Source organism: Bradyrhizobium sp. 2TAF36 (assembly GCF_052114925.1).
Taxonomy (GTDB): domain Bacteria; phylum Pseudomonadota; class Alphaproteobacteria; order Rhizobiales; family Xanthobacteraceae; genus Bradyrhizobium; species Bradyrhizobium barranii.
In genome coordinates this window covers 130,804-154,896 of record NZ_JBFRFR010000030.1, presented here as the reverse complement: position 1 = coordinate 154,896, position 24,093 = coordinate 130,804, and the positions used below count along the sequence as shown (strand labels likewise).

Genomic DNA, 24,093 nt, shown 5'->3' with positions numbered 1-24,093 from the left:
ACGCTCCGCCACCCCCGGATGGGCGTTCCGCGTCAGTTCAAACGACCACTGGAGGAAATGACCTTGCAACCCCTCGACAACCCGAACGGCACGTGGTTGTCACCTATGTCTTAGGTACGTTCTGTTACCCATGTCTCCGGGTCGGACAAGCGGTAAATGGTGCCGCAAGAGGGATTCGAACCCCCGACCCCGTCATTACGAATGACGTGCTCTACCAACTGAGCTATTGCGGCGAACCCTGCCGGAACCCGCGCAGTGCAGGTCCCGATACGCGCGCTCCTGATATCGGGCATGGCCCGAATTGGCAAGGTGGAGCGGGCTTCGAAATGTGCCTCACGCGCCCCAGCGGGACCAGAATCCGCGCCAGCCGCCGGCCTGGGCCTTTGCATGGGCTCTGGGCGTACCGATTTGTTCCGCAAATTCATCGCTCGGACCCTCGTCATCGATCCCGGGATCATCGGGGGCGCGGACGATGGGGATGACGGCCTGGATCGGGGCCGGCGCAGGCTTGCCGAGGTCGGCGCGGGTCCGGAACACCGGCGTTGCCGCCTCCGGCGATGATTCGGCCGCCTCAGGGGCTGGATTGACCGGCTCGGCGGCCGGCGTGACCGCAGGCTCTTCCTTGGCGGCCTCCGCGGTCGTCTCCTTGGCCTCAGGGGGCGAATTGTCCTGTGCGGCGGGGACCGGATCCGGTGCAGCCACCGGCGGTTCCACAGGGGCTTCGCTCGGGGCTGYCGTCACCCGCTTCGGCGGCGGGGCGGCCAGCATGGCTTCCTCGAAGGCCGAGGATTCGATCGTGGCGCCCTTATCGGAGGGCAGGCTCGCGACCGGCGTTTGCCACTGGAAGGCATCGAGACGGCCGGTGACCGGCGAGACCGGACGCCAGCGGTCGCTGACATAGCCGTCCGCGGTCCAGGCCGGGTCGTGGCGGGCGCGCACCGCGCGCAAGGTCCAGGCGCGGGCACGGCCGCCGTCGCCGTGCTCGGTGCGCTCGAGCTCGGCCATCAGCAGCGCGACGCGCTGGGTCGGATCATTAACGTAGGGTGCCAGCACCGCGCGCGCGCGGGCGAACTCGGAGGCGTCGATCGCGGCGCGCGCGATCGCGAGCTGGCCCTCGACATGGCCCGCTTTGTCGGCGGGCGTCTTGGCTGCGAGCGTCTCGACCCGCTGCAAGCGCTGCCGCGCGGAATCGCCGAGCTTCACATGCGCGTAGGCGTCGGCAAGATCCGGATGCGGATTGGCGAGCCACGCGGCCTCGACCAGCTTCATGGAGCGGCGCACCTGATGCGCTTCGCTCTCGAACTTGGCCGCGAGCACCGCGGCCGGCACCAGCGTCGGCGCGAGCTTGATGGCTTCCATCACGCTCTCGCGCGCCACGTCGCGGTCCATGGTTTCCAATTCCAGCGCGCGGGCCGTGAGCAGCACGCCGCGCTGGCGGCGATAGGCCGCCTTGTCGATCAGGCCCGCGGACAGATTCGAATCCAGGATCGCAAGTGCGCCGCTCCAGTCACCGCGCGCGCAACGGAAGCCGAGCACCGCGTGCGAGGCCCAGGTCGAGGACGGCGACAGCTTGATCGCCTCCTCCGCGATCATCACGGCGCCGACCGCATCGTCGGCACGCTGCGCCTCGATGAACAGGCCGCGCAGGCCGAGCAGCCGGGTATCCTCGCGCTCGGCCATGACGCGGAAGACGCGCTGGGCCTCGTCGCGATTGCCTTCGAGCTGGGCCGACTGCGCGTGCAGCAGCAGTGCGAGCGGATCGTTCGCGGCCAGCCGCCGCGCGGTATCGGCGTGGCGGCGGGCGAGGGCGGTATCGCCATGACCGATCGCGAGCAGGCCGTGGGTGATGGCATGGCGGCCGCGCGCGTGCCGTTTCTCATGACGGCGGCGGCGCAGGCGTCCCGGCGCGCGCCAGATCATCGTCACGATGCTCCAGACCAGCACGACCGCTGCTGCAAAGACGCCGAGCAGAAACACGAACCTCGGAAGCGTCGTTGACGCGCGGAAACCGCCCGCGGTCAGGACGAGATCGCCGGGCTGATCGGCAACCCAGGCCGCGCCGGCCGCCGCCAGCGCGATCAGGACGAGGAAGAGGACGATGCGAAGCATGGCGATCCCTATTACGCGCTGATTATTGCGCGAACCTTTACTGAGCAGGCTTGACCAGATCGGGCTTGGCGAGATCCGCCATGGCATCGTCGGCGAATTTGCGGGAGGCACCGAGCGCGGCGTCGCGCGCATCGGCCTTGTCGAGCCAGGCCTGCGCGGGTGCACGATCGGCGTCGGGCAGCGTCTTCAGCTCGMGCCGCGCCTCGACGAAATCGTTGCGGAGCGCCGCCGCCGTCACCCGTGCGACGATGGCGCCGCGATCATTGCCGACGCCGTCGGTGCGCTCTATACGAACGAGTTTCGAGGCCCCCGCCTGGAGACGCTCGACGATGCCGGCACCGGCGGCCGGGGCTTCCGCCGGCGGCGAGAGCTTGGGCACGATGTTGAGCAGCTCGCGGCTCAGCGCGACCGGCGTCGGAATGCCTGATGATGCAAAGGTGTCGAGCGGCTTCAGCATATCGGGCTTGGCCGCGAGCGACCGCGCCGCGGCCAATTGCGATTCGTAAGGATCGCCATGCCGAACCGCGACGTCGAGCAGAGCCGCCGCCACGACATGGCGCAGCGGCTTGTCATTCGTCGCCTTGTTGTCGGCAATCTTCTCGCCCTGCTGTGCGAGCTCGGCGCGCTCCGTCTTGCTGGCGCGCTCCAGCTGCGCAATGCGGTCGCTGAGAGCAGCAAGATCAGGCGCGGCAGCGCGCGGTGCCGATTTCACGTCGTTGGCGGTCTTGTCGGACTGTGCGCGCAGATTGGCGATGTCACTGCGCAAGGCACTTGCGGATTTCTCCAGTGCATCGATCCGCGCCACCACGGCCGGATCGGCGGCGGGCTTGCCCGCCTTGGCTTCGACCGCGGCGACACGTCCGCTGAGCGCGTCGACAGTCGCGCTCGTGACCTGCGGCGCGGCCGGCGGCGCCTCCACGGCGGGCCAGCCCAGCATCCAGCCGACGGCAATCACGATTGCGGCTGCGACCGCGCCGGAGAACGGCGCAATGACCCAGGGCGAAACCGGCGCCGACGCGGGAGCGGAAGCAACCGCGTCCTCCGCGTGCGCGGGCTCCGGGTCGGGCCTGGCCTCTTCGGATTTGGACTCTTCGACCGTGGCCTGCTCTTGCGTGGCCTGCTCCGGCGTCGGCTGAACCTCCGGTTCGGCGGCCGCCGTTGGCTGCGACTGGGTCGAGACTTCGGTCGCCTCAAGGTCGATGGTGGGCGGGGTGCGCTTGGCACGGCCTGACTCGGGAGCCAATCCTGCGTCTTCAGGCTTGTCATCGGCCATCGTGACGGTTCCTCACACTCAAATGCCCTGAACGGACCCGATCGCGTCGGATTCGGCCCGACCTCTTACGCCAAACGGGTCCGCAAAGCACGCTCCAAGGTATCAAATAGGGCATTTTCGTCCGGCGTCGCGGCCCCCAGAACCTGCGACGCGCCGGCATCGCGCAGCACGCTGGCGACCGTCTCGGACAGGCAGCATTGCGGGATCGCCAGCGCCGAGATTTCGACGCCTTCGTCCCGTGCCGCATCCAGGAAGGCCCGTGCGCTGCGACGGGAGTAGTGCAGCACCGCCTCGATCCCATGTGCGGCAAAGCCATCGCAGACATCGCGCGGCAGGACCTTGACCGGAGTCATGCGATAGGTGGTCTGCGTCACCACACTGAAGCCCTCCGCGCCAAGCTCGCCGCCGAGATCGCGCGACAGATCCGCGCCCGCGAGATAGAGCAGCGTGCTTTTCTTCTTCAGCAGCTTGTCGCGCGCGCTCTGCATCACCTTGTCGCGCAAGGCCGCGGCATCGCCGCCGGCGACGATCACCTCGGCGAAGCCGGCGTCGCGCGCCGCGGCAGCCGTGTGCTCGCCGACCGCAAACAGCGGCAGCTTCAGGAGGCCAAGATTCTTTAAGCCAAGATCCTGCAATTGTGGCGCGACGGCGCGGATCGCATTGGCCGACGTGACGATGATAGCGCCGTAGTCGGCCTCACTCTCGTCATGAAAGGCGACCGGCTCGAACTTGAGCATCGGGGCGAGCAGCACCACATGACCCCGCGCCCGCAAATTTTCTGCCGTCGCCTCATTGTCGGGATGCGGCCGTGTGACAAGAATGGACATCGCTTGTGTTCCCGAACCACGTGGCGGTGACGCATTCACGAAGGCGGCCGCGCGTGACGATTGCGCAAGTGGACCCCGGAATGCTACCGGACGTACCAGAACTCTGCTTTACGGATGAGCGCAAGGGCGCAAATTGGATAACAATTCGCCAATGCTGGTACTGGGCATCGAAACCACCTGCGACGAGACCGCCGCGGCCGTGATCGAGCGCGCGCCCGACGGCAGCGGCAAGATCCTCTCCAACATCGTGCGGTCCCAGATCGAGGAGCATGCCCGCTTCGGCGGCGTAGTGCCGGAGATCGCCGCGCGCGCGCATGTCGACGTCCTCGACGGCATCATCGACCGGGCCATGCACGAGGCCGGCATCGACTATGCGCAGCTCAACGGTGTCGCCGCCGCGGCGGGGCCGGGGCTGATCGGCGGCGTCATCGTCGGCCTCACCACCGCAAAGGCGATCGCGATGGTGCACGACACGCCGCTGGTCGCGGTCAACCACCTCGAGGCGCATGCACTGACGCCGCGCCTCACCGACGGAATTGAATTTCCCTACTGCCTGTTCCTCGCCTCGGGCGGGCATACCCAGATCGTCGCCGTCACCGGTGTCGGCCAATATGTGCGGCTCGGCACCACCGTCGACGACGCGATGGGCGAAGCCTTCGACAAGGTCGCGAAGATGCTGGGCCTGCCCTATCCGGGCGGGCCGCAGGTCGAACGCGCCGCGGCAACCGGCGATGCCACGCGCTTCGCCTTCCCGCGCCCGATGCAGGGACGGCCCGATGCTAATTTCTCGCTGTCTGGATTGAAGACGGCGGTGCGCAACGAGGCGAGCCGGTTAACTGAGATCGCGCCGCAGGATATCAGCGATCTCTGCGCGAGTTTTCAAGCCGCAGTGCTTGACTCGACGGCCGACCGGTTGAGCGTCGGCCTGAGGCTTTTCCGCGAGCAGTTCGGCGCTCCGCATGCCCTCGTCGCCGCCGGCGGGGTCGCGGCCAATCAGGCGATCCGCGGCGCCCTGCATGACGTCGCGCGGCAGGCCGGGACGCAACTGATCATGCCGCCGCCCGCGCTCTGCACCGATAACGGCGCGATGATTGCCTGGGCCGGCGCCGAGCGCCTGGCGCTCGGCATGATCGACACGATGGAAGCCCAACCCCGCGCACGCTGGCTGCTCGATGCCAACGCCACGGCGCCGGCCGGTTACGGCAACACGCGGGCGGGATTCTAGCTATGACGGCGTTCCGGTCCGTCGCGGTGATTGGTGCGGGCGCATGGGGCACGGCGCTGGCGACGGTCGCGGCGCGCGCCGGACGGAACGTGACGCTCTGGGCGCGCAACAGCGAACATGCCGCGCGAATCGCCTCGACCCGCGACAATCCGCGGCTGCCCGGCGTGCGGCTGGCGCCGGAGATCGTCGTGACGCACGAGCTTGCGGAGACCGCGCGCGCGGACATGGTGCTGATCGCGACGCCCGCACAGCATTTGCGCGGCGCGGTCAACATACTGGCCTCGCATCTGACAAAGCCGGTGCCGATCGTCGCCTGCGCCAAAGGCATCGAGCACGGCACCCATAAATTCATGACCGACGTCATCGCGGAAGCCGCACCTCACGCGCAGCCGGCGATCCTGTCGGGCCCGAGCTTTGCCGACGACGTCGCGCGCGGCTTGCCGACCGCGGTGACGCTGGCGGCGAAGGACGAAGCGCTGGCGAGCGCGCTGGTGCAGGCGCTGGGCTCAGCGACCTTCCGGCCCTATCACACGACAGATGTCCGCGGCGTCGAGATCGGCGGTGCGGCCAAGAACGTGCTGGCGATCGCGGTTGGCATCGCGGTCGGGCGCAAGCTCGGTGCCTCCGCCCAGGCTGCGCTGACGACCCGCGGCTTTGCCGAACTCACGCGCCTCGGCCGTGCCCTCGGCGCGCGCAGCGAGACGCTCGCGGGCCTGTCCGGCCTCGGCGATCTGATCCTGACCTGCTCGAGCCCGCAATCGCGCAATCTCGCGCACGGCCTTGCGCTGGGCCGCGGCGAGCAGCCGCCCGCGGGCAAGCTCGCCGAAGGCGAGTTCACCGCGCCTGTGTTGATCGAACTCGCAGCTTCGCACAACATCGAGATGCCGGTATCAGAAGCGGTCGCTTCGATCCTGAGCGGCCGGAGCACGATCGACGCTGCGATCTCGGGACTGTTGACGCGCCCCTTCAAGGCAGAGGAATGACGTCTTTCTCGTCATGCCCGCGCTTGTCGCGGGCATCCACGTCTTGATATTGAATTGGTGGCAGAGACGTGGATGGCCGGGACAAGCCCGGCCATGACGAACGGATAGGACGCGCGATGAACTACTGGCTGGTGAAATCCGAACCGTCGGTGTGGTCCTGGGACCAGCAGGTAGCGAAGGGCGCCAAGGGCGAGGCCTGGACCGGCGTGCGCAATTACACCGCGCGCATAAACCTCGTGAGCATGAAGAAGGGCGACAAGGCGTTCTTCTATCATTCCAACGAGGGCAAGGAGATCGTCGGCATCGCGGAGGTCATCAAGGAGGCCTATCCCGATCCGACCGACAAGACCGAAAAATTCGTCTGCGTCGACATCAAGGCCGACAAGCCCTTGAAGACGCCGGTGACGATGGCCGCGATCAAGGCGGACAAGAAGCTCGCTAATATGGCGCTGGTGAAATATTCGCGGCTGTCGGTGCAGCCGGTGACGACGGAAGAGTGGAAGCTCGTCTGCAAGATGGGCGGGATGTAAGTTATTGCCGTAGCCCGGATGGAGCGCAGCGCAATCCGGGAAAGTCTTCATGCCGCACGACCCCGGATTACGCTGCGCTCCATCCGGGCTACGATGTCCGCACTTGCGTCGCCGGCAGCGTAAACACCTCGCATGGCGAAGCGATGCCGCGCAGCGGATGCGATCCGAGCGCGACGAGAGGCGTATCCGTCTCCGCGGCCAGCGCCCCCGATACCAGCACGGTCCGTTCCAGGGGCTTGCACAATCCCTCGAGCCGGCTGGCGAGATTGACGGCGGGACCGATCGCCGTGAAATCGAGCCTGTTGGCGGCGCCGATATTGCCCCAGAGTATTTCGCCGAGATGAAGGGCCGCGCCGAACGCAAGCGGCGGCAGTCCTTGAGCGCCGCGCTCCCCGTTGAGATACGCCATGCCGGCTTCGGCTGCGCCTGCGGCACGCAGGGCGGCGTCGCAGGCGCGGCGCGGCGACGCGTCGACCACCGGGAAGATCGCGAGCACGCCGTCGCCGATAAATTTCAGCACCTCGCCGCCGAAGGCATGAACGGCACCGGCGATGCGATCGAACCAGGCGTCGAGCGCTGCGATGACGTCGGCCGGCGGTGTGGTCTCCGACAAGGTCGTGAAGTTGCGCAGATCCGCATAGAGCAGCGCGGCTTGAATGGTCTCGCCGAGATCGCGCCGCAACGGCGCCGCCAGCACCCGCTCCGCGCTGCGCTTGCCGAGATAGGCATCGAGCGTCGCGCGCAACGTGGCGCGCGCAGCGAGCACGGCCAGCGGCGTCGCGGCGAAACGCGCAGCCTGGCGCAATTGCTCGATCTCGTCTGCGGTGAACGGACGCGGCCCGATCCAGCCGAGCTGCGGCCCATCTTGTCGTCCGACCACCTCTTCGTGCACCTCGCCGCGCGCGATGTCGCGCAGCCAGCGGCGGCCGGCATCATTGGGCGGGTCGGGTGCCAGCCCACTTGGTGCGAAGCCGAGCGCCTCGATGACCCGGCCGGTCTCCGCGCGCCACAGCCAGGTCCGCTTCGCGATCAGCGGATGCGGCACCTCCAACGTCAGGCTCCCTGCCGCAAGCGGCACACCGTCGGCGACCAGATGAGCGCCGAGTTCCGCGAGCAGACGGTCGGCCCCGGGGCAATCCGAGGCGGCATCGACGAGCCAGGCAAGGGTCCGGGAGAGTTGCATGGCCCGATGATGGCGAAGGTCGGCCATCTTTGTCACGGGCAATCCTTGACGCACCGCTCCACCGCCGCCATGTGGCCAGTGTCAGCCCAGGGATGATCGCCGATGACCGAGCCGTTCGTAGTGCGACGGGAAACCCAGATCGCAGCCCCCCGCGCCACCGTCTTCGCCTATTTGACCGATCCAGAGAAAATCCTGAGCTGGATGGGCTCCGACGCGACCACGGAGCCGCACCCCGGCGGGCTCTATCTCCTCAAGGGCATCGGACCGCGTGGCGGCGTCGGCCGCGGCACCTTCCGCGAGGTCGTGCCGGTGCATCGTCTGGCCTACACATTCGGCTGGGAGGGCGGTCAGGAAGTGCCGCCCGGCTCGAGCCTGATCGAGATCGACCTGATCGAGCGCGACGGCGGCACGCTGCTGCGCATGACCCATAGCGGGCTCCCGACCGAGGAACAGGCCGCCGCGCACGCGAAAGGATGGGCGCATTATCTGGGCCGGCTCACGAGCGCAGCCGCGGGCCGTGATCCCGGTCCGGACAAGGGTATCTCAGACAAGATGTAGCTCTCGTAGGGTGGGCAAAGCGAAGCGTGCCCACGCGGCCTATCAACAATGTCGTGAAGAATGGTGGGCACGGCGCTTCGCGCCTTTGCCCACCCTACGGCACCGCCGCTTAAACTGCCGCGGTCGCCACCACCTGCTGCAAGAGTTGCTCGCGCCTGGCCTGCGAACGCTGGCCCTTCATGGTGGCGGCGAAGCGTTCGAGGATACCGTCCTCGAAGGCGGTGACGATGGTGTCGTGGACGTAGCTCTTGCGGCAGATCGCCGGCGTGTTGGAGAGCTTGTCCGCTGCGGCGCGGATCGCGTCCAGCACCTGCTTCTTGCGGCCGCGCTGGCTGGTCGCCGGCGTGATCCGCGACAGCGATTCCACCACGACTGCGGACGCCATCAGCGTGCGAAAATCCTTCAGCGAAATCTTGATGCCGGCGATCTCGCGCAGAAACGCGTTCACCTGCGTGGTGCTGACCGCGCGCACGATGCCGTAGGCGTCGCGATACTGGAACATGCGCTTGCCGGGAACGCCGTTCAGGATGCCGATGGCGCGTACCAGCTTGGCCGCGTCGCACTCCTTGCGCACCGCCTTGCCGCCCTTGGCCTTGAAGGTCAGCACGAAGGAATCGTCCTCGAGCGTAACGTTCGACTTCAGCATCGTGGTGGCACCGCGGGTGCCGTTGAGGCGGGCATACGATTCGTTGCCGGGACGGATCGCGGTGCGCGCGATCAGCTCGATCACGGCCGAGAGTGCGAATTCACGCGTCGGCTCGTCACCCGACAGGAACGCCGAGACCTTGCGCCGGATCTTTGGCAGCGCGCCGACAAGCTTTTCCAGCCGGTGCGCCTTGCGGTGCTCGCGGACCTTTTCCCAATCGGTGTGGTAGCGGTATTGCAGCCGGCCCGCGGCATCGCGTCCCACCGCCTGGAGATGCGAGCTCGGATCGGCCGAGTAGCGCACCTGGCGATAGGCCGGCGGCACCGCCATGGCGTGCAGCCGGCGGATGGTGCGAGCGTCGCGGATATGCGCGCCGTTGGGACGGACGAAGGAATAGCCCTTGCCGCGCTTGATGCGCCGGATGGTCAGCTCGTTCTGGTCGCCGAGCCGCAGGCCCAGCTCCTTGGCGATCGCCTCAACCGAGGTCGCAGGCGCGGTGTCGAAGACCTTTTTCGGGCTGAGACGGGCGGAACCGGCCGGTTTCGGCCATTGTCCGAGGGCTTTGGCCAGCGCGACAGCAGCAGGATCGGCCGAAGCGAGCCGCATCGTCCCGAGATTCCGCTGATCCATCATAGTCTTAAGCCTTAGCCCTGTCTGTTATCGGTCAATGCCGCTGTTCTGATTTTTGTTCCAAGGGTCTATTGGACAGTCTCTTGGACGGTCTCTCGGGACCCGGGTTGGCCATTTAGGGTGTTCCGAACCGCATTGCGAGTCCCGAATCAGTGACAGACGGTTTCTAAATACCTCATGCGGCGCATGGGCGCCCTGCACAGGCCTATTCCGGCGTCTTGGTAAAGACCTGGAAAGCCGCGCAAGCCTGTTTCAGATCTGCGACAGTCGCGCCAGGCGCCGTTGATCTTCCGCATGGCTGCCCGCTCGCCGAAGGTCCAGCTTGTGCTCCTTGTCGGGTCCGGTTAGGCGGACGCATAATCGGTTCAATGATGACGTCGGCTCGCCGGTCGCCTGGGCTCGGCTTGCCGTATCTGGAGGGAAGCATGTCCGAGAAGACCTACGACGTCCCCGCGGAATGGGCCAAGCGCGCCTGGATCGACCAAGCCAAGTACAAGGACATGTACGCCCGCTCGATCTCGGACCCGAACGCCTTCTGGGCCGAGCAGGCCAAGCGTATCGACTGGATGCACGCGCCGACGAAGATCGAGAACGTCTCCTTCGCCCCCGGCAACATCTCGATCAAATGGTTCGAGGACGGAATCCTCAACGTCGCCCATAATTGCATCGACCGGCATCTGCACAAGCGCGCCAACCAGACCGCGATCATCTGGGAAGGCGACGATCCCTCGCAATCCCGGCACATCACCTACAAGGAGCTGCACGACGAGGTCTGCCGGATGGCCAACATCCTGCGCACCCGCAACGTCAAGAAGGGCGACCGCGTCACCATCTACCTGCCGATGATTCCCGAAGCGGCCTACGCGATGCTGGCCTGCGCGCGGATCGGTGCGATCCACTCCGTGGTGTTCGCGGGCTTCTCGCCCGACAGCCTCGCCCAGCGCATCAACGACTGCCAATCCAAGGTGATCATCACGGCGGACGAGGGCCTGCGCGGCGGCAAGAAGGTGCCGCTGAAAGCCAATGTCGATGCAGCGCTCGCCAAGGCCGACGGCGTCGACTGGGTCGTCGTTGTCAAGCGCACCGGCGGCACGGTCGAGATGAATCCGTCGCGCGATCTCTGGTATCACGACGCCGCCAAGATGGTGACGACGGAATGCCGGGCCGAGCACATGCACGCCGAGGATCCGCTGTTCATCCTCTATACGTCGGGCTCGACCGGCCAGCCCAAGGGCGTGCTGCACACCTCGGGCGGCTATCTCGTGTTCGCCGCGATGACGCATCAATACGTCTTCGACTATCACGACGGCGACATCTACTGGTGCACCGCCGACGTCGGCTGGGTCACCGGACACAGCTACATCCTTTATGGGCCGCTGGCGAACGGCGCGACCACGCTGATGTTCGAAGGCGTGCCGAATTATCCGGACAATTCCCGTTTCTGGAACGTCATCGACAAGCACAAGGTCAACATCTTCTACACCGCGCCGACCGCGATCCGCGCACTGATGCAGAGCGGCGACGAGCCCGTGAAGAAGACGTCGCGCGCCTCGCTTCGCCTGCTCGGCTCGGTCGGCGAGCCGATCAATCCCGAAGCCTGGGAGTGGTATCACCGTGTCGTCGGCGACGATCGCTGCCCGATCGTCGACACCTGGTGGCAGACCGAGACCGGCGGCATCTTGATCACGCCGCTGCCGGGCGCGACCAAGCTGAAGCCGGGCTCGGCGACGCAGCCGTTCTTCGGCGTCGTGCCTGAGATCGTCGATGCCGACGGCAAGGTGCTGGACGGCGAGACATCAGGCAATCTCTGCCTGACGCGGTCATGGCCGGGCCAGATGCGCACGGTCTATGGCGATCACGCCCGCTTCGAGCAGACCTATTTCTCGACCTACAAGGGCAAGTATTTCACCGGCGACGGCTGCCGGCGCGACGCCGACGGCTATTACTGGATCACCGGCCGCGTCGATGACGTCATCAACGTCTCYGGCCACCGCATGGGCACCGCGGAAGTCGAGAGCGCGCTCGTCGCGCATGAGAAGGTGTCGGAAGCCGCCGTAGTCGGTTACCCGCACGACATCAAGGGCCAGGGCATCTACGCCTATGTCACCCTGATGGCCGGCGTCGAGCCGAGCGACGAATTGCGCAAGGAGCTCGTCACCTGGGTGCGCAAGGAGATCGGCCCGATCGCCGCGCCCGACCAGATCCAGTTCTCGCCCGGTCTGCCCAAAACCCGCTCCGGCAAGATCATGCGCCRCATCCTGCGCAAGATCGCCGAGGACGAGCCGGGCAGCCTCGGCGATACCTCGACGCTCGCCGATCCGGCCGTGGTCGACGATCTCGTCAAGAACCGGCAGAACAAGAAGTCGGCGTAAGGCACGCTCTCGTGCCCCGGACGCGGCGCAGCGCTTCTTCAGCGGTGCGCTGCAGAGCCGGGGCCGATCCAATGGCAGAGCGTGTGGCCTCCCGGGTCCCGGCTCTGCGCAGCAGCGCCAAGGCGCTGCAGCGCGTCCGGGACACAGAGCCCCCCCGAAATAACAGCCGTTCACACCCTCACGCACTTGTCAGGGCGCGATCCGTCGCGCCCGCGTCTTTCCAGCCAAGTGTTGTTTTCTTGTCATTTACTTTATTTCGAACATTTTCTTTGTTCCGCGTGCTGGCGGGCCCTTGGCGGCCGCGCGTGGAAACCATCCGGTTAACAGGCGCGGTTAAGAATATCCGGGCAAGCGGGCAATTGCCGGTGCTGCGTAGTTTTGGACGATCCGTTCGGGGTAGAGGAAAAATTGATGTCGGTAAGGATTGCTGTGGCGCTCGCCGCCACCATTGGGGCAGGGGTCTTGATGTCGACGGCCGCAGAGGCGCGGCCGGAAATGGTGGGGGCACACCTGGCCGACTATTCGCCGGGCACCATCGTGGTCAAAACCAACGAGCGGCGGCTCTATCTCATCCTCGATAACGGCCACGCCGTGCGCTATCCGGTCGGCGTCGGCAAGTCCGGCAAGCAATGGGCCGGCACCACCCGCATCGACGGCAAGTATCTCAACCCGGCCTGGTCGCCGCCTGCTGAAGTGAAGCGCGACAAGCCCAGCATCCCCGACGTTATTCCAGGCGGCTCGCCGCGCAACCCGATGGGCGTTGCGGCGATGACGCTGGCCGGCGGCGAATATGCCATCCACGGCACCAATGTGCCGGGCTCGGTCGGCGGCTTCGTCTCCTATGGCTGCATCCGCATGCTCAACGACGACATCACCGATCTCTACAGCCGCGTCTCGGTCGGCACGACGGTGGTCGTGACGCGCTGATCTCCAAACTCGTAACAGAATTGAAAGAGCCGCGTCCATCGACGCGGCTCTTTGTTACCAGAAGCGCCAGCCGCGCGCGCACCAGCCGTCGCGATGGCCGCCGTTGTAGCTCCGCGCGTAACCGCCCGCGAGCAGCGCGGCAGATACGTCCGCAGTTCGCTTTGTCGCGACATTGGCGAGAACACGGCCGTATTTGTCGGGGCCGAGATTGGTGATCGTCACGCCGCCCTGGCCGAGCAGATCGCGCAGCGCGCCTGTCGCCGCTTGAGCCTTGTCCAATTCATCCTGGCAGGATGCTTTCATCTCCGGCGCATCGATACCGCGCAGGCGAACGCGCGCAACGAGAACGCGTCCGTCGCGCTGGTGCACGCGAGCGAGAAAGGTATCGCCGTCGATCGTGCGAATGACGTCGACCGGCTGACGGATGTCCGGATTGGCCTGCTGCAAAATGATCTGGGCATCTCGCGATTGACCATCGATCGCATGCGGGAAGGGCCAGTTCATCCCGTGCCGGAAGGTAAGCACGACGGCCACCACGATTGCGACCACGAACATCCACGGCAACAGCCCCGAGAAGTGACGGCCGAACGGCGAACCACTGTATGAGGGCCGGTATGGATGGCTGGGATCGAAACGCGGCATCCGCGCACGCTAGGGCTGAGTCGGGCGATCCGGCAAGATGGCCTCAAAAGCCAGCCTCAAACGACAGCCTCAAAAGTCCGAGGCGATACCTTTGCGCTCCCAATCGCCGTAGCGGGTGGGCTCGGGTCCCTTCGGTCCCTGCAATTCCTTCGGCGCCGCCGCGGCGTGGGCAGCAGCAGCCTGCCGGCGCGCTTCGGCCTCGGCCAGCGCGCGCTGGGCGGCCGGCGGGAGCGGCTTGCGATCGGGAACGGGGGGCTGGTCACTCATCTCGGCGGTTCCTAGCGCAGGATCACGGGGTGTGCGACGTCCAATAACGCATTGCTGAGATGGTCATGCCGGGCTGTAAACGCGAGAGGCCATTCTTACATTTGGCATATTCGCATGCCAGAGATAGGTCTCTCGAGGCATGCGCCCATTGCGGCGGAACTGCCGCTCGCCAAGAACCTTAAGCCGCATGCCATCTCAACGTTTCGCTCCTCCGTCCGAAGTGCCCGGTCTCGCGGCGCGGCGGATCGCCGCTGACATCGTCGACGGCGTGCTGCACAAGCACCGCACGCTTGACGATCAACTCGACGGCAGCGGTGCCCATCCCGGATTGAAGACGCTCGCCGACCGCGACCGCGCGCTGATGCGCCGCCTGGTCGCGACCGTGCTGCGTCGGCTCGGCACGCTCGGCCATGTGCTGTCCCGCTTGCTCGACAAGGGCATCCCGTCCGAAGCGCCGCGCGCGCAGAGCGCGCTCCTGATCGGCGCCGCCCAGATCCTCTGGATGGACGTGCCCGATCACGCCGCGGTCGATCTCTCCGTCCGCCTCGTTCAATCCGACCGGCGTGCCGCTCGTTATGCCGGCCTCGTCAATGCCGTGCTGCGCCGCTGCGCGCGCGAGGGCAAGGCGCTGGTGGATGAAGTTGCCACGCAATCGCTGGACTTGCCGCCCTGGCTGCTCGCGCGCTGGAGCGCGCATTACGGCGAGGCGACCGCAAGAGACATGGCGCTGGCGCTCGGCCACGAGCCCTCGCTCGACCTCACCGTGAAATCGGACGCCGCGCAATGGGCGAACCGGCTGCACGGTGAAGTACTGCCGACCGGATCGGTGCGCACGGTGCTGCACGGCGCCGTGACCATGCTGCCCGGCTTCACCGAGGGGCAATGGTGGGTGCAAGATGCCGCCGCCGCGTTGCCAGCTCGGCTATTTGGCGACATCAAGGGCAAGTCCATTGCCGATCTCTGCGCCGCCCCGGGCGGCAAGACCGCGCAACTGGCACAGGCCGGCGCGCATGTCACGGCGATCGACCGCTCACCCGCCCGGGTGGCGCGTCTGCGCGAGAATCTGACGCGGCTGTCGCTCCAGGCCGAGACTGTCGTCGCCGACGCCGTGGAATGGGCCGGCCCTGCCGAGGGCTTTGACGGCATCCTGATCGATGCACCCTGCACATCGACCGGAACGATCCGGCGCCATCCCGACGTTGCCTGGCTCCGGCAGGAATCCGACGTCGCCGCCCTGACCGCGCTCCAGCAGCGGCTGCTGAAGAAATCCGTCTCGCTGCTCAAGCCGGGCGGGACGCTGGTCTACTGCACCTGTTCGCTGGAACCCGAAGAGGGCGAGCAGGCGATCGCGGCGCTGCTGGCCACGGAGGGCGGCCTGCGCCGCGTGCCGATCGAAGCTTCCGAGGTCTCCGGGCTCAGCGAGATCATCACCACGGAAGGCGACCTGCGCACGCTGCCCAGCCACCTGCCGAACGCCGATCCCAAGCTCGGCGGGCTCGACGGTTTCTACGCAGCCCGGCTCGTTAAATCCTGATTTTGCACCGGTTTTTGCGCCAGCGCTGATTCGCGACGCTTCAAGATGGTGTCAGACGTCCGATTTTGGGATTAAGAAGGATTCGTCGTTCATCCTCTCCCCCTTCAAGGCAAGGCGTGTCGGTCGCTCAACGCAGACGTATCTCGACGCTGGTGATGAACCGCTTCGCGCGGAACATGCTCGCGCGCGCGAGCGGCGGTTCCGTTGCGCTGTCGCGGGTCTGGCCCGGCCGTACCGACCGGCTGATCATCGCGCCGCATGACCTGCGCACGGCGGATGCGACCCGCGCCGCAGAGATCTATGCCGGACGCTTCGTCTTCGCCGGCAAGATCGTCAATTGCCACGGCCGCTCGATCTTCGATCTCGAACCGCCGTCGGAAGACTGGGAGGTCGCGCTGCTCGGCTTCGGCTGGCTGCGCCATCTGCGCGCCGCCGACACTGCGCTGACGCGCGCCAATGCGCGCGCGCTAGTCGAGGACTGGATCGCCAACCCTGCCAACAAGCGCCGCGCCGTCGCGCGGCGTGCCGACGTGCTGGCGCGGCGCGTGATCTCGCTGCTGTCGCAGGCGCCGCTGGTGCTCAACGACACCGACAACAAATTCTACCGCCGCTATCTGCGGGCGCTGGCGCGGGAGATCCGCCTTCTGCGCTACACCATGGTCAACATGCCCGACGGAGTGCCGAAGCTCCAGGTGCTGATCGCGCTGTGCTACGCGGCGCTGTGCCTTGCCAACCAGGCGCGGCAGATCCGCAGTGCCTCGAAAAAGCTCTCGGACGAGTTGCAGCGGCAGATCCTGCCCGACGGCGGCCACATCTCCCGCAATCCGGGCGCGCTGATCGAGCTCTTGATCGACCTGTTGCCGCTGCGGCAGACCTTTGCCGCGCGCAACATCGCACCGCCGCCGGCGCTGCTCAACGCGATCGACCGCATGATGCCGATGCTGCGCTTCTTCCGGCACGGCGACGGCAATTTCGCGCTCTTCAACGGCATGAGCGCGACGCCCTCGGACCTGCTCGCCACGCTGCTCGCCTATGACGACACTCACGGCGCGCCGATGGCGAATATGCCGCATACCGGCTTCCAGCGCCTCGACGCCGGCCAGACCACGCTGATCATCGACACCGGCCCCCCGCCGCCGGCCGGCGTCAGCCACGACGCCCATGCCGGCTGCCTGTCGTTCGAATTGTCTTCCGGCATCAGCCGCATCGTCACCAATTGCGGCATGCCGACCACGGGACGCGACAATTGGCGGCCGTTCGCACGCGGCACCGCGGCGCATTCGACGCTGACCTATCATGAGACGTCCTCATGCCAATTCGTCGAGATGTCGGCGATGAAGCGCCTCCTGCACGGCTCACCCGTCACCAGCGGCCCCGTCGAGGTCGAGAGCTATCGCGAGATCGTTCAGAACGGCACGCTGCTCACGACCTCGCATGACGGCTACCTCGCGAAATTCGGCGCGATCCATCGCCGCGTGCTGATGGTCGCCAATGACGGCGCACGCATCGACGGCGAGGACACGCTGTCGCCGCCGCAGGGCGGACGCTTCAAGGGCGCCGACGCCGACTTCGCGCTGCGCTTCCATCTGCATCCGGCGGTGAAGGCGAGCCGGCTGTCGGATGCCCGTGGCGTCATGCTGGTGCTGCCCAACCGCGACGTCTGGACCTTCGAGGCGCTGGACGACAAGGTCGACCTCGAGGACAGCGTGTTCCTGGCCGGCAATGACGGCCCGCGCCGCACCGCGCAGATCGTGATCCGGCAGGATGCGCGGCAGGCGCCGTCGATCCGCTGGAGCTTCGTCCGCTCCACTGCATCGCCTGCGGTCACCAATGCCCGCCGCAACGCCCGGCGCGAGCCGGAACTTCCGCTGTAAACGCGCACGATTCGGCCCCATCTCATCGTTGTGAAAACGGCCGAAAGCTGCTATCGAGCCCTCGCTCGCGCGACTGGCGACCTTGGATGGAGCACCATCGGGAAGCGCGGGACTGAGACGCCGCGCGCCTGGGCATAGACACTCCTTAAGACAGAGGATCTTGCTCATGACTGACCATCCCCGCCGCGTCACCCGTGCTCTTCTCTCCGTCTCCGACAAGACCGGCCTGATCGAGTTCGCAAAGGCACTTGCCGCGCACGATGTCGAGCTGGTCTCGACCGGCGGCACCGCCAAGGCGATCGCCGCGGCCGGCCTCAAGGTGAAGGACGTTTCCGACCTCACCGGCTTCCCCGAGATGATGGACGGCCGCGTCAAGACGCTGCATCCGAAGGTGCATGGCGGCCTGCTCGCGATCCGCGACAACAAGGAACATGCGGAGGCGATGAAGGCGCACGGCATCGCGCCGATCGATCTCCTGGTCGTCAACCTGTATCCGTTCGAAGCGACCGTCGACAAAGGCGCGGGCTTCGAGGATTGCATCGAGAACATCGACATCGGCGGCCCCGCGATGATCCGCGCCGCGGCGAAGAACCATGACGACGTCGCCGTCGTGGTCGAGGCCGAGGACTACAAGGCCGTGCTCGACGAGCTTGCCGCCAACAACGGATCGACGACGTTGACACTGCGCCGGCGGCTTGCCGCGAAGGCCTATGCGCGCACCGGCGCGTATGACGCCGCGATCTCGAACTGGTTCAACCGCCAGCTCGAAATCGACGCGCCCGATTTCCGCGCCTTCGGCGGCAGACTGATCCAGTCGCTGCGCTATGGCGAGAACCCGCACCAGACCGCCGCGTTCTATGCGACGCCCGACAAGCGGCCGGGCGTCTCGACCGCGCGCCAGCTCCAGGGCAAGGAGCTCTCCTACAACAACATCAACGACACCGATGCGGCCTACGAGTGCATCGGCGAGTTCGACGCCAAGCGCACCGCGGCCTGCGTCATCGTCAAGCACGCCAATCCGTGCGGCGTGGCCGAAGGCTCCGATCTCGTCAGCGCCTATCGCAAGGCGCTCGCATGCGATTCCACCTCGGCGTTCGGCGGCATCATCGCGATGAACCGCGCGCTCGACGCCGACACCGCGCGCGAGATCACAAAGATCTTCACCGAGGTGATCATCGCGCCCGACGCCAGCGAGGAGGCGATCGCCATCATCGGCGCGCGCAAGAATCTGCGCCTGCTGCTCGCCGGCAGCCTGCCCGATCCGCGCGCGCCTGGCCTCACCGCCAAGACGGTCGCCGGCGGCCTCCTCGTGCAAAGCCGCGACAACGCGGTGGTCGACGACATGACCTTCAAGGTCGTGACCAAACGTGCGCCTGATGACGCCGAGATGCGCGATCTGAAATTCGCGTTCCGCGTGGCAAAGCACGTCAAGTCCAACACCATCATCTACGCCAAGGATCTCGCCACCGTCGGCATCGGCGCGGGCCAGATGAGCCGGGTGGATTCAGCGCGGATCGCGGCGCGCAAGGCGCAGGACGCGGCGAATGAGCTCAAGCTCGCAGAGCCGCTCACCAAGGGCTCGGTGGTGGCGTCGGATGCGTTCTTCCCGTTCGCCGACGGCATGCTCGCCTGCATTGAGGCCGGCGCCACCGCCGTGGTGCAGCCCGGCGGCTCCATGCGCGACGACGAGGTGATCAAGGCCGCCGATGAGCACGGCATCGCCATGGTGTTTACGGGCACGCGGCACTTCAGGCACTAACTCACCGCGAGCGTAGCCCGGATGGAGCGCAGCGAAATCCGGGTTTCACGTCTCAGCAACAGCGGCCCCGGATTGCGCTTCGCTCCATCCGGGCTACGCCACTAATCCCGTACCCGCATCAACAACCCCAGCCCCGCGACGAAGAACACCACCAGCACGGCCATGCCGGCCTTCTGGCTCGCCGTCACCGCGGTGATCATGCCGATCAGCAGCGGGCCGATGAAGGACGTTACCTTCCCCGTCAGCGCGAACAGGCCGAAATACTGCGCGATGCGATCCTTCGGCGCGAGACGGATCAGCAGAGTGCGCGAGGCGGCCTGAAGCGGGCCGCCTGCAGCGCCGATGAGACAACCCAAAACGAGATAAGCGCGCTCGGCAGCGCTCGAGAACAAGGGCGCGCCCGGAAGAGGCGGCGCGACCTTGACGAACAGGACGCTGTCCTTGTCGACCAGAAGAATCGCCGCCACCGCCAGCAACAGAACAAGCAGGCTGCCGGCGATGACGCGCTTCGGCCCGAGACCATCGTCGAGCTTGCCGCCGAGCCACGCGCCAAGGGCGCCGGCAATCGCGAGCATGATGCCGAAGGTGCCGATCTGGATCGTGTGCCAGCCGAAGGTGCCGGCGGCATAGATGCCGCCGAACGCGAACAGCGACACCAGGCCGTCGGTGTAGATCATGTTGGCGAGCAGGAATGCCGCGAGCGATTTCCGCTGCGGCAGGCCCTTAATCGATTGCTTGAGATCCGACAATCCCACGCGCAGCGCCTCGCACACCGGGTGCTTCGCCGGATAATCCGGCGTGAACAGGAATAACGGTGTCACGAAGATGATGAACCACAGCCCGGTCAGCGGTCCCACGATGCGATCGCCCTGATGGCTGACCGGATCGAGCCCGAACAGCGGCTTGAAGCCGAGCAGCGTGCGGCCGGTCTCGGGATTGGCGGCGAGGAAGCCGAGCACGATGACGAGGCTGACGATGCCGCCGATGTAACCCGTGGCCCAGCCGGTGCCGGAGAGCCGGCCGATCCGCTCAGGCGGCACCAGGGTCGGCATCATCGCGTTGTTGAAGACGGTGGCGAATTCCGCGCCGACGCTGGCGAGCGCGACCGCGGTGAGCAGCGGCGCAATGATGGTGGGATCGCCGGGCTTGCCGATCCACAGCGTGCAGGCCGCCAGCACCAGCAGTGTGCCGAATCCCGCGATCCACGGCTTCCTGCGGCCCGAGGCATCGGCAATGGCGCCGAGCACCGGCGACATCAGCGCGATCGCGAGGCCCGCGGCTGCCATCGCAAAGCCCCACAACGACTGGCCGGTGGCGGCATCTGGCGCAATGCTGGTGGCGAAATAGGGTGCGAAAACAAAGGTCGTGATCAGCGTGAAATAAGGCTGCGCGGCCCAATCGAAGAAGATCCAGCTGATAACGGCGGCGCGCGGCGGATAGGTCCGCTGCGCGCCGGCCAAGCGCGCATCCGAGGCGATCGTCGTCATATTCCAGTCCCCATCACGAACAGTTTTGCCTCTGTTGGGGCAAAGCGTATAGCATTGAAGCGACGCGTGGGAACTGGCCTGAGGCCGCGACGGAAGCTTGATGATGTCGTCATATCCGACACGGCGGACATTTTTCGCCTTCATTGCCACTCTGGCGTTTGGTTTTTCGTCTGCCACCGCACAGGATGCGCGGCGAGCCTATGTCCCACCCGCGCTCGACGCGGTGCACGCCGTTCCGTCCGAGCACGGCATGGTGGTGGCGCAGGAAAAGATATCGGCGCAAGTCGGCGCCGACATCCTGCGCCGCGGCGGCAACGCGGTCGATGCCGCGGTCGCCACCGGCTTTGCGATGGCCGTGACGTATCCGCGCGCCGGCAACATCGGCGGCGGCGGATTCATGGTGATCCATTCGGCCGAGCGCAACGAGGACATCACGATCGACTATCGCGAGACCGCGCCGGCTGCGACCACCCCGCAGATCTTCCTCGGCGCTGACGGCAAGCCCGATGCGGCGAAGTCGCGGGATTCCGCGCTCGGCGTCGGCGTGCCCGGCACCGTCGCCGGTCTTGTGCTGGCCTTGGAAAAATACGGCTCGGGCCGGTTCACGCTGGCACAGCTGCTCGAGCCCGCGATTGGGCTCGCCCGCGACGGTTTTGTTGTCACCGACGACCTTGCCGACACGCTGCCGGGTTGGCACCGGCGGCTGGCGCGCTGGCCGTCGTCGGCCAGGATCTTCTCGCGCCCCGACGGCACACCGCTCGGCGAAGGCGACAGGCTGGTGCAGAGTGATCTCGCCGAAACGCTGTCGGCCGTCGCTGCACAGGGGCCGCGCGGTTTCTATGAGGGGCCGGTCGCGGACAAGCTCGCCAAGGCCGTGACTGACGCCGGCGGCATCATGACGCCGGCCGATCTGAAATCCTATCAGGCCGTGGTCCGTGCCCCGGTGCGCGGCACATATCGCGGCTACGACATTGTCTCGATGCCGCTGCCGTCCTCCGGCGGCGTGGTGCTGGTGGAGACGCTCAACATCCTCGAGGGCTTTCAGCTGGCCGATCTGAAACAGGGGTCGCCAGCTTCGCTGCATCTGCTGATCGAAGCCATGAAGCGCGCCTATGCGGATCGTGCGCGCTATCTCGGCGATCCCGCCTTCGTCAATGCACCGATCGAGACGCTCACGGCAAAGGACTACGCCGCCAAGCTGCGCGCCGGCATCTCCACGGAGCGCGCCACGCCGTCGAGGCAGCTCGTCTCCGCCCCTCCCGCGCCGCGCGAGGGCACCAACACCACGCACTTTTCCGTCGTCGACGCCGGCGGCAATGCCGTCAGCAACACCACCACGCTGAATTTCAGCTATGGCGTCGGCCTCGTTGCCGACGGAACCGGCGTGCTGCTCAACAACGAGCTCGACGATTTCACCGCCGCGGTCGGCGCTTCCAACGCCTACGGCCTCGTCGGTTTCGAGCCCAATCTGCCCGGACCCGGCAAGCGGCCGTTGTCCTCGATGTCCCCTACCATCGTGCTCAAGAACGGCAAGCCGGTGCTGGTGACGGGCTCACCCGGCGGCAGCCGCATCATCTCGACCGTGCTCCAGGTCGTCGTCAACGTGCTCGACTACAAGATGGATGTGGCCGCCGCCGTCGCTGCGCCACGGCTGCATCACCAATGGCTGCCGGACGAGGTGCGCGTCGAGAGCGGCTTTTCCGGCGATGTGCTGTTCGAGCTGAGGGCGATGGATCACCTCATCGTCGAGCCGATGGGACAGACCTCGGCCAATTCGATTCTGGTGACGCCGAACGGGCCACTCGGCGCGCCCGATCCGCGTACCCGCGGCGCGGAAGCCGCGGGACAGTAGTCTCGCCGTTGCATGGCACGGCAGCTTGCGCGGGCTGCCGTGCGTGCTACCACCGCGCAGCTTTAAGGGACCGCCGGGGAAACGCACATGAGCACAGCCGATCCGACCCAGCGCATTGAGCGCGCGGAGATCGAAGACACCAGCCTCCTCGCCTTCTATCGCGACATGAACGCGCCGGAGCGACGGACGTTCTGGGCCTGCGCGGCGGGCTGGGCGCTCGACGGCATGGACTTCATGATCTATCCGCTGGTGATCGGCACCATCATCGCGCTGTGGAAGGTCGATGCGGCCTCGGCCGGACTCGCCGGCACCGTGACGCTGCTGGCCTCCGCGATCGGCGGCTGGCTCGGCGGCTATCTCTCCGATCATATCGGACGTGTCAGGACGCTCCAGATCACCATCATCTGGTTCTCGTTCTTCTCGCTGGTCTGCGCGGTCGTGCAGAATTTCGACCAGCTCCTGATCGCACGCGCCGTGCTCGGCCTCGGCTTCGGCGGCGAGTGGGCGGCGGGCGCCGTGCTGATGGGCGAGGCGATCCGTCCGCAATATCGCGGACGCGCAGTCGGTTCGGTGCAGTCGGGCTGGGCGGTCGGCTGGGGTCTCGCCGTGCTGTCGCAGGCGATCCTGTTCTCGGCTTTGCCGCCGGAGACGGCGTGGCGCTGGATGTTCGTGATCGGTGCACTGCCGGCGCTGCTGGTGTTCTACATCCGCCGCTCCGTCACCGAGCCCGAGATCGCGGCCGAGGCCCGCGCAAAACAGGCCGCGAGCGGCGATCGTCCGGCGCTCTGGGAAATTTTCTCCGGCCCGATCCTGAAGACCACGATCCTGGCCTCGCTGATGGCGACAGGCTGCCAGGGCGGCTACTACGCCGTCACCTTCTGGGTGCCGCAGTTCCTGACCAAGGAGCGGCACCTGTCGATCGTCGGTTCGACCGGCTATCTCTCGACGCTGATCATCGGCTCTTTCATCGGCTATCTCGTCGGAGCCTGGCTCGCGGATCGCATCGGCAGGCGCAATCTGTTCCTGATCTTCTCGATCGGCGCCATGGCCGTGGTGCTGCTCTACACGCAGCTGCCGCTGACCAACGAGATCCTGTGGGTGCTCGGCTTCCCGCTGGGCTTCTTCGCCTCGGGCTATTTCTCGGGGATCGGCGCGTTCCTGACCGAGCTCTATCCGACGCGGCTGCGCGGCTCCGGCCAGGGCTTCTGCTACAATTTCGGCCGCGGCATCGGCGCGCTGTTTCCGTTCCTGGTCGGCGCGCTCTCGGCGACGACGTCGCTCGCCAATGCGATCGCGATGTTCGCGGTGGTGGCTTACGTGCTGTTCTTCATTGCCGCCTTCGCGCTGCCGGAGACGCGCGGGCGCGTGCTGCACGCGGATTAGTCCGGCGTTGTCACCCGGGGCGGTGAAGTAAT

19 protein-coding genes, 1 tRNA gene and 1 riboswitch are annotated in these 24,093 nt (G+C 66.6%); of the genes, 11 read left to right on the top strand and 9 right to left on the bottom strand.

What is annotated here, in order from left to right; translation table 11 throughout:
- Positions 1 to 157: 157 nt before the first annotated feature.
- From AB4Z51_RS18960 to AB4Z51_RS18945, 4 genes are all read right to left on the bottom strand, one after another.
- Positions 158 to 233, bottom strand: a tRNA-Thr gene (locus AB4Z51_RS18960).
- A gap of 100 nt (positions 234 to 333) precedes the next feature.
- Positions 334 to 2,109 (bottom strand): heme biosynthesis HemY N-terminal domain-containing protein, encoded by a 1,776-nt coding sequence (locus AB4Z51_RS18955; protein ID WP_441497781.1) that lies wholly within the window; start codon positions 2,107 to 2,109, stop codon positions 334 to 336.
- A gap of 37 nt (positions 2,110 to 2,146) precedes the next feature.
- Complete coding sequence (locus tag AB4Z51_RS18950; RefSeq protein WP_441497780.1) at positions 2,147 to 3,382, bottom strand: hypothetical protein; 1,236 nt, start codon at positions 3,380 to 3,382, stop codon at positions 2,147 to 2,149.
- A 65-nt stretch (positions 3,383 to 3,447) separates the two neighbouring features.
- A complete protein-coding gene (locus tag AB4Z51_RS18945; RefSeq protein WP_135213925.1) occupies positions 3,448 to 4,209 on the bottom strand; it encodes a uroporphyrinogen-III synthase in 762 nt (253 codons plus the stop codon).
- Positions 4,210 to 4,360: 151 nt separating this feature from the next.
- Between AB4Z51_RS18945 and tsaD the strand changes: the two genes are divergently transcribed.
- The 3 genes from tsaD to AB4Z51_RS18930 all read left to right on the top strand — a co-directional run bounded on the left by tsaD (position 4,361) and on the right by AB4Z51_RS18930 (position 6,947).
- On the top strand, positions 4,361 to 5,434 hold the full coding sequence (tsaD, locus tag AB4Z51_RS18940) for a tRNA (adenosine(37)-N6)-threonylcarbamoyltransferase complex transferase subunit TsaD (RefSeq protein ID WP_135213926.1): 1,074 nt from the start codon (positions 4,361 to 4,363) through the stop codon (positions 5,432 to 5,434).
- A gap of 2 nt (positions 5,435 to 5,436) precedes the next feature.
- A complete protein-coding gene (locus AB4Z51_RS18935) occupies positions 5,437 to 6,417 on the top strand; it encodes an NAD(P)H-dependent glycerol-3-phosphate dehydrogenase (RefSeq protein WP_135213927.1) in 981 nt (326 codons plus the stop codon).
- Positions 6,418 to 6,533: 116 nt separating this feature from the next.
- Positions 6,534 to 6,947 carry an EVE domain-containing protein gene (locus tag AB4Z51_RS18930; RefSeq protein ID WP_135214095.1) on the top strand — a complete coding sequence of 138 codons (414 nt, stop codon included), beginning with the start codon at positions 6,534 to 6,536 and terminating at the stop codon, positions 6,945 to 6,947.
- Between the two features lie 88 nt (positions 6,948 to 7,035).
- Here the strand turns inward: AB4Z51_RS18930 and AB4Z51_RS18925 are convergent, their stop codons facing one another.
- Positions 7,036 to 8,130 carry an adenylate/guanylate cyclase domain-containing protein gene (locus tag AB4Z51_RS18925; protein ID WP_167767952.1) on the bottom strand — a complete coding sequence of 365 codons (1,095 nt, stop codon included), beginning with the start codon at positions 8,128 to 8,130 and terminating at the stop codon, positions 7,036 to 7,038.
- Positions 8,131 to 8,232: 102 nt separating this feature from the next.
- Between AB4Z51_RS18925 and AB4Z51_RS18920 the strand changes: the two genes are divergently transcribed.
- Positions 8,233 to 8,688 (top strand): SRPBCC family protein, encoded by a 456-nt coding sequence (locus tag AB4Z51_RS18920; RefSeq protein ID WP_063980321.1) that lies wholly within the window; start codon positions 8,233 to 8,235, stop codon positions 8,686 to 8,688.
- 109 nt (positions 8,689 to 8,797) lie between these two features.
- Here AB4Z51_RS18920 and AB4Z51_RS18915 read toward each other — a convergent pair whose 3' ends face one another.
- A complete protein-coding gene (locus AB4Z51_RS18915; RefSeq protein WP_135213929.1) occupies positions 8,798 to 9,967 on the bottom strand; it encodes a DNA topoisomerase IB in 1,170 nt (389 codons plus the stop codon).
- A gap of 422 nt (positions 9,968 to 10,389) precedes the next feature.
- Here AB4Z51_RS18915 and acs point away from each other — a divergent pair, with 422 nt between their 5' ends.
- Together acs and AB4Z51_RS18905 are read left to right on the top strand one after the other, a co-directional pair.
- Entirely contained in the window at positions 10,390 to 12,336 is a 1,947-nt protein-coding gene (gene acs, locus AB4Z51_RS18910; RefSeq protein WP_441497779.1) for an acetate--CoA ligase, read from the top strand.
- A 411-nt stretch (positions 12,337 to 12,747) separates the two neighbouring features.
- Positions 12,748 to 13,263 carry a L,D-transpeptidase gene (locus AB4Z51_RS18905; RefSeq protein ID WP_135213930.1) on the top strand — a complete coding sequence of 172 codons (516 nt, stop codon included), beginning with the start codon at positions 12,748 to 12,750 and terminating at the stop codon, positions 13,261 to 13,263.
- Positions 13,264 to 13,317: 54 nt separating this feature from the next.
- Here the strand turns inward: AB4Z51_RS18905 and AB4Z51_RS18900 are convergent, their stop codons facing one another.
- Both AB4Z51_RS18900 and AB4Z51_RS18895 read right to left on the bottom strand, forming a co-directional pair.
- Positions 13,318 to 13,905 (bottom strand): thermonuclease family protein, encoded by a 588-nt coding sequence (locus tag AB4Z51_RS18900; protein WP_135213931.1) that lies wholly within the window; start codon positions 13,903 to 13,905, stop codon positions 13,318 to 13,320.
- Positions 13,906 to 13,974: 69 nt separating this feature from the next.
- The gene (locus tag AB4Z51_RS18895; RefSeq protein ID WP_028151091.1) at positions 13,975 to 14,172 is read right to left on the bottom strand and encodes a DUF1674 domain-containing protein; all 198 of its coding nucleotides are present in this window, start codon (positions 14,170 to 14,172) and stop codon (positions 13,975 to 13,977) included.
- Positions 14,173 to 14,359: 187 nt separating this feature from the next.
- On the opposite strand from AB4Z51_RS18895, the gene AB4Z51_RS18890 reads away from it, so the two are divergent.
- The 3 genes from AB4Z51_RS18890 to purH all read left to right on the top strand — a co-directional run bounded on the left by AB4Z51_RS18890 (position 14,360) and on the right by purH (position 19,339).
- Positions 14,360 to 15,706, top strand: a complete 1,347-nt coding sequence (locus tag AB4Z51_RS18890) for an RsmB/NOP family class I SAM-dependent RNA methyltransferase (RefSeq protein ID WP_135213932.1) — start codon at positions 14,360 to 14,362, stop codon at positions 15,704 to 15,706.
- Between the two features lie 155 nt (positions 15,707 to 15,861).
- On the top strand, positions 15,862 to 17,580 hold the full coding sequence (locus tag AB4Z51_RS18885) for a heparinase II/III family protein (RefSeq protein WP_354179003.1): 1,719 nt from the start codon (positions 15,862 to 15,864) through the stop codon (positions 17,578 to 17,580).
- 59 nt (positions 17,581 to 17,639) lie between these two features.
- Positions 17,640 to 17,721: riboswitch (ZMP/ZTP riboswitch) on the top strand.
- Between the two features lie 25 nt (positions 17,722 to 17,746).
- Positions 17,747 to 19,339, top strand: coding sequence for a bifunctional phosphoribosylaminoimidazolecarboxamide formyltransferase/IMP cyclohydrolase (gene purH, locus AB4Z51_RS18880; RefSeq protein ID WP_135213934.1), 1,593 nt, complete (start codon positions 17,747 to 17,749; stop codon positions 19,337 to 19,339).
- Positions 19,340 to 19,440: 101 nt separating this feature from the next.
- Here purH and AB4Z51_RS18875 read toward each other — a convergent pair whose 3' ends face one another.
- A complete protein-coding gene (locus AB4Z51_RS18875) occupies positions 19,441 to 20,826 on the bottom strand; it encodes an MFS transporter (protein ID WP_135213935.1) in 1,386 nt (461 codons plus the stop codon).
- A 100-nt stretch (positions 20,827 to 20,926) separates the two neighbouring features.
- Here AB4Z51_RS18875 and ggt point away from each other — a divergent pair, with 100 nt between their 5' ends.
- Positions 20,927 to 22,678 (top strand): gamma-glutamyltransferase, encoded by a 1,752-nt coding sequence (gene ggt, locus AB4Z51_RS18870; RefSeq protein WP_441497778.1) that lies wholly within the window; start codon positions 20,927 to 20,929, stop codon positions 22,676 to 22,678.
- An 87-nt stretch (positions 22,679 to 22,765) separates the two neighbouring features.
- Positions 22,766 to 24,061, top strand: coding sequence for an MFS transporter (locus AB4Z51_RS18865; RefSeq protein WP_063980311.1), 1,296 nt, complete (start codon positions 22,766 to 22,768; stop codon positions 24,059 to 24,061).
- Positions 24,062 to 24,093: the final 32 nt, after the last annotated feature.

Bases quoted from the DNA above. Each gene is read 5' to 3' on its own strand.
- AB4Z51_RS18945 (WP_135213925.1), bottom strand. From the start codon at position 4,209: ATGTCCATTCTTGTCACACGGCCGCATCCCGACAATGAGGCGACGGCA.
- tsaD (WP_135213926.1), top strand. From the start codon at position 4,361: ATGCTGGTACTGGGCATCGAAACCACCTGCGACGAGACCGCCGCGGCC.
- AB4Z51_RS18935 (WP_135213927.1), top strand. From the start codon at position 5,437: ATGACGGCGTTCCGGTCCGTCGCGGTGATTGGTGCGGGCGCATGGGGC.
- AB4Z51_RS18930 (WP_135214095.1), top strand. From the start codon at position 6,534: ATGAACTACTGGCTGGTGAAATCCGAACCGTCGGTGTGGTCCTGGGAC.
- AB4Z51_RS18925 (WP_167767952.1), bottom strand. From the start codon at position 8,130: ATGCAACTCTCCCGGACCCTTGCCTGGCTCGTCGATGCCGCCTCGGAT.
- AB4Z51_RS18920 (WP_063980321.1), top strand. From the start codon at position 8,233: ATGACCGAGCCGTTCGTAGTGCGACGGGAAACCCAGATCGCAGCCCCC.
- AB4Z51_RS18915 (WP_135213929.1), bottom strand. From the start codon at position 9,967: ATGATGGATCAGCGGAATCTCGGGACGATGCGGCTCGCTTCGGCCGAT.
- AB4Z51_RS18905 (WP_135213930.1), top strand. From the start codon at position 12,748: ATGTCGGTAAGGATTGCTGTGGCGCTCGCCGCCACCATTGGGGCAGGG.
- AB4Z51_RS18900 (WP_135213931.1), bottom strand. From the start codon at position 13,905: ATGCCGCGTTTCGATCCCAGCCATCCATACCGGCCCTCATACAGTGGT.
- AB4Z51_RS18895 (WP_028151091.1), bottom strand. From the start codon at position 14,172: ATGAGTGACCAGCCCCCCGTTCCCGATCGCAAGCCGCTCCCGCCGGCC.
- AB4Z51_RS18890 (WP_135213932.1), top strand. From the start codon at position 14,360: ATGCCATCTCAACGTTTCGCTCCTCCGTCCGAAGTGCCCGGTCTCGCG.
- AB4Z51_RS18885 (WP_354179003.1), top strand. From the start codon at position 15,862: ATGAACCGCTTCGCGCGGAACATGCTCGCGCGCGCGAGCGGCGGTTCC.
- purH (WP_135213934.1), top strand. From the start codon at position 17,747: ATGACTGACCATCCCCGCCGCGTCACCCGTGCTCTTCTCTCCGTCTCC.
- AB4Z51_RS18875 (WP_135213935.1), bottom strand. From the start codon at position 20,826: ATGACGACGATCGCCTCGGATGCGCGCTTGGCCGGCGCGCAGCGGACC.
- ggt (WP_441497778.1), top strand. From the start codon at position 20,927: ATGATGTCGTCATATCCGACACGGCGGACATTTTTCGCCTTCATTGCC.
- AB4Z51_RS18865 (WP_063980311.1), top strand. From the start codon at position 22,766: ATGAGCACAGCCGATCCGACCCAGCGCATTGAGCGCGCGGAGATCGAA.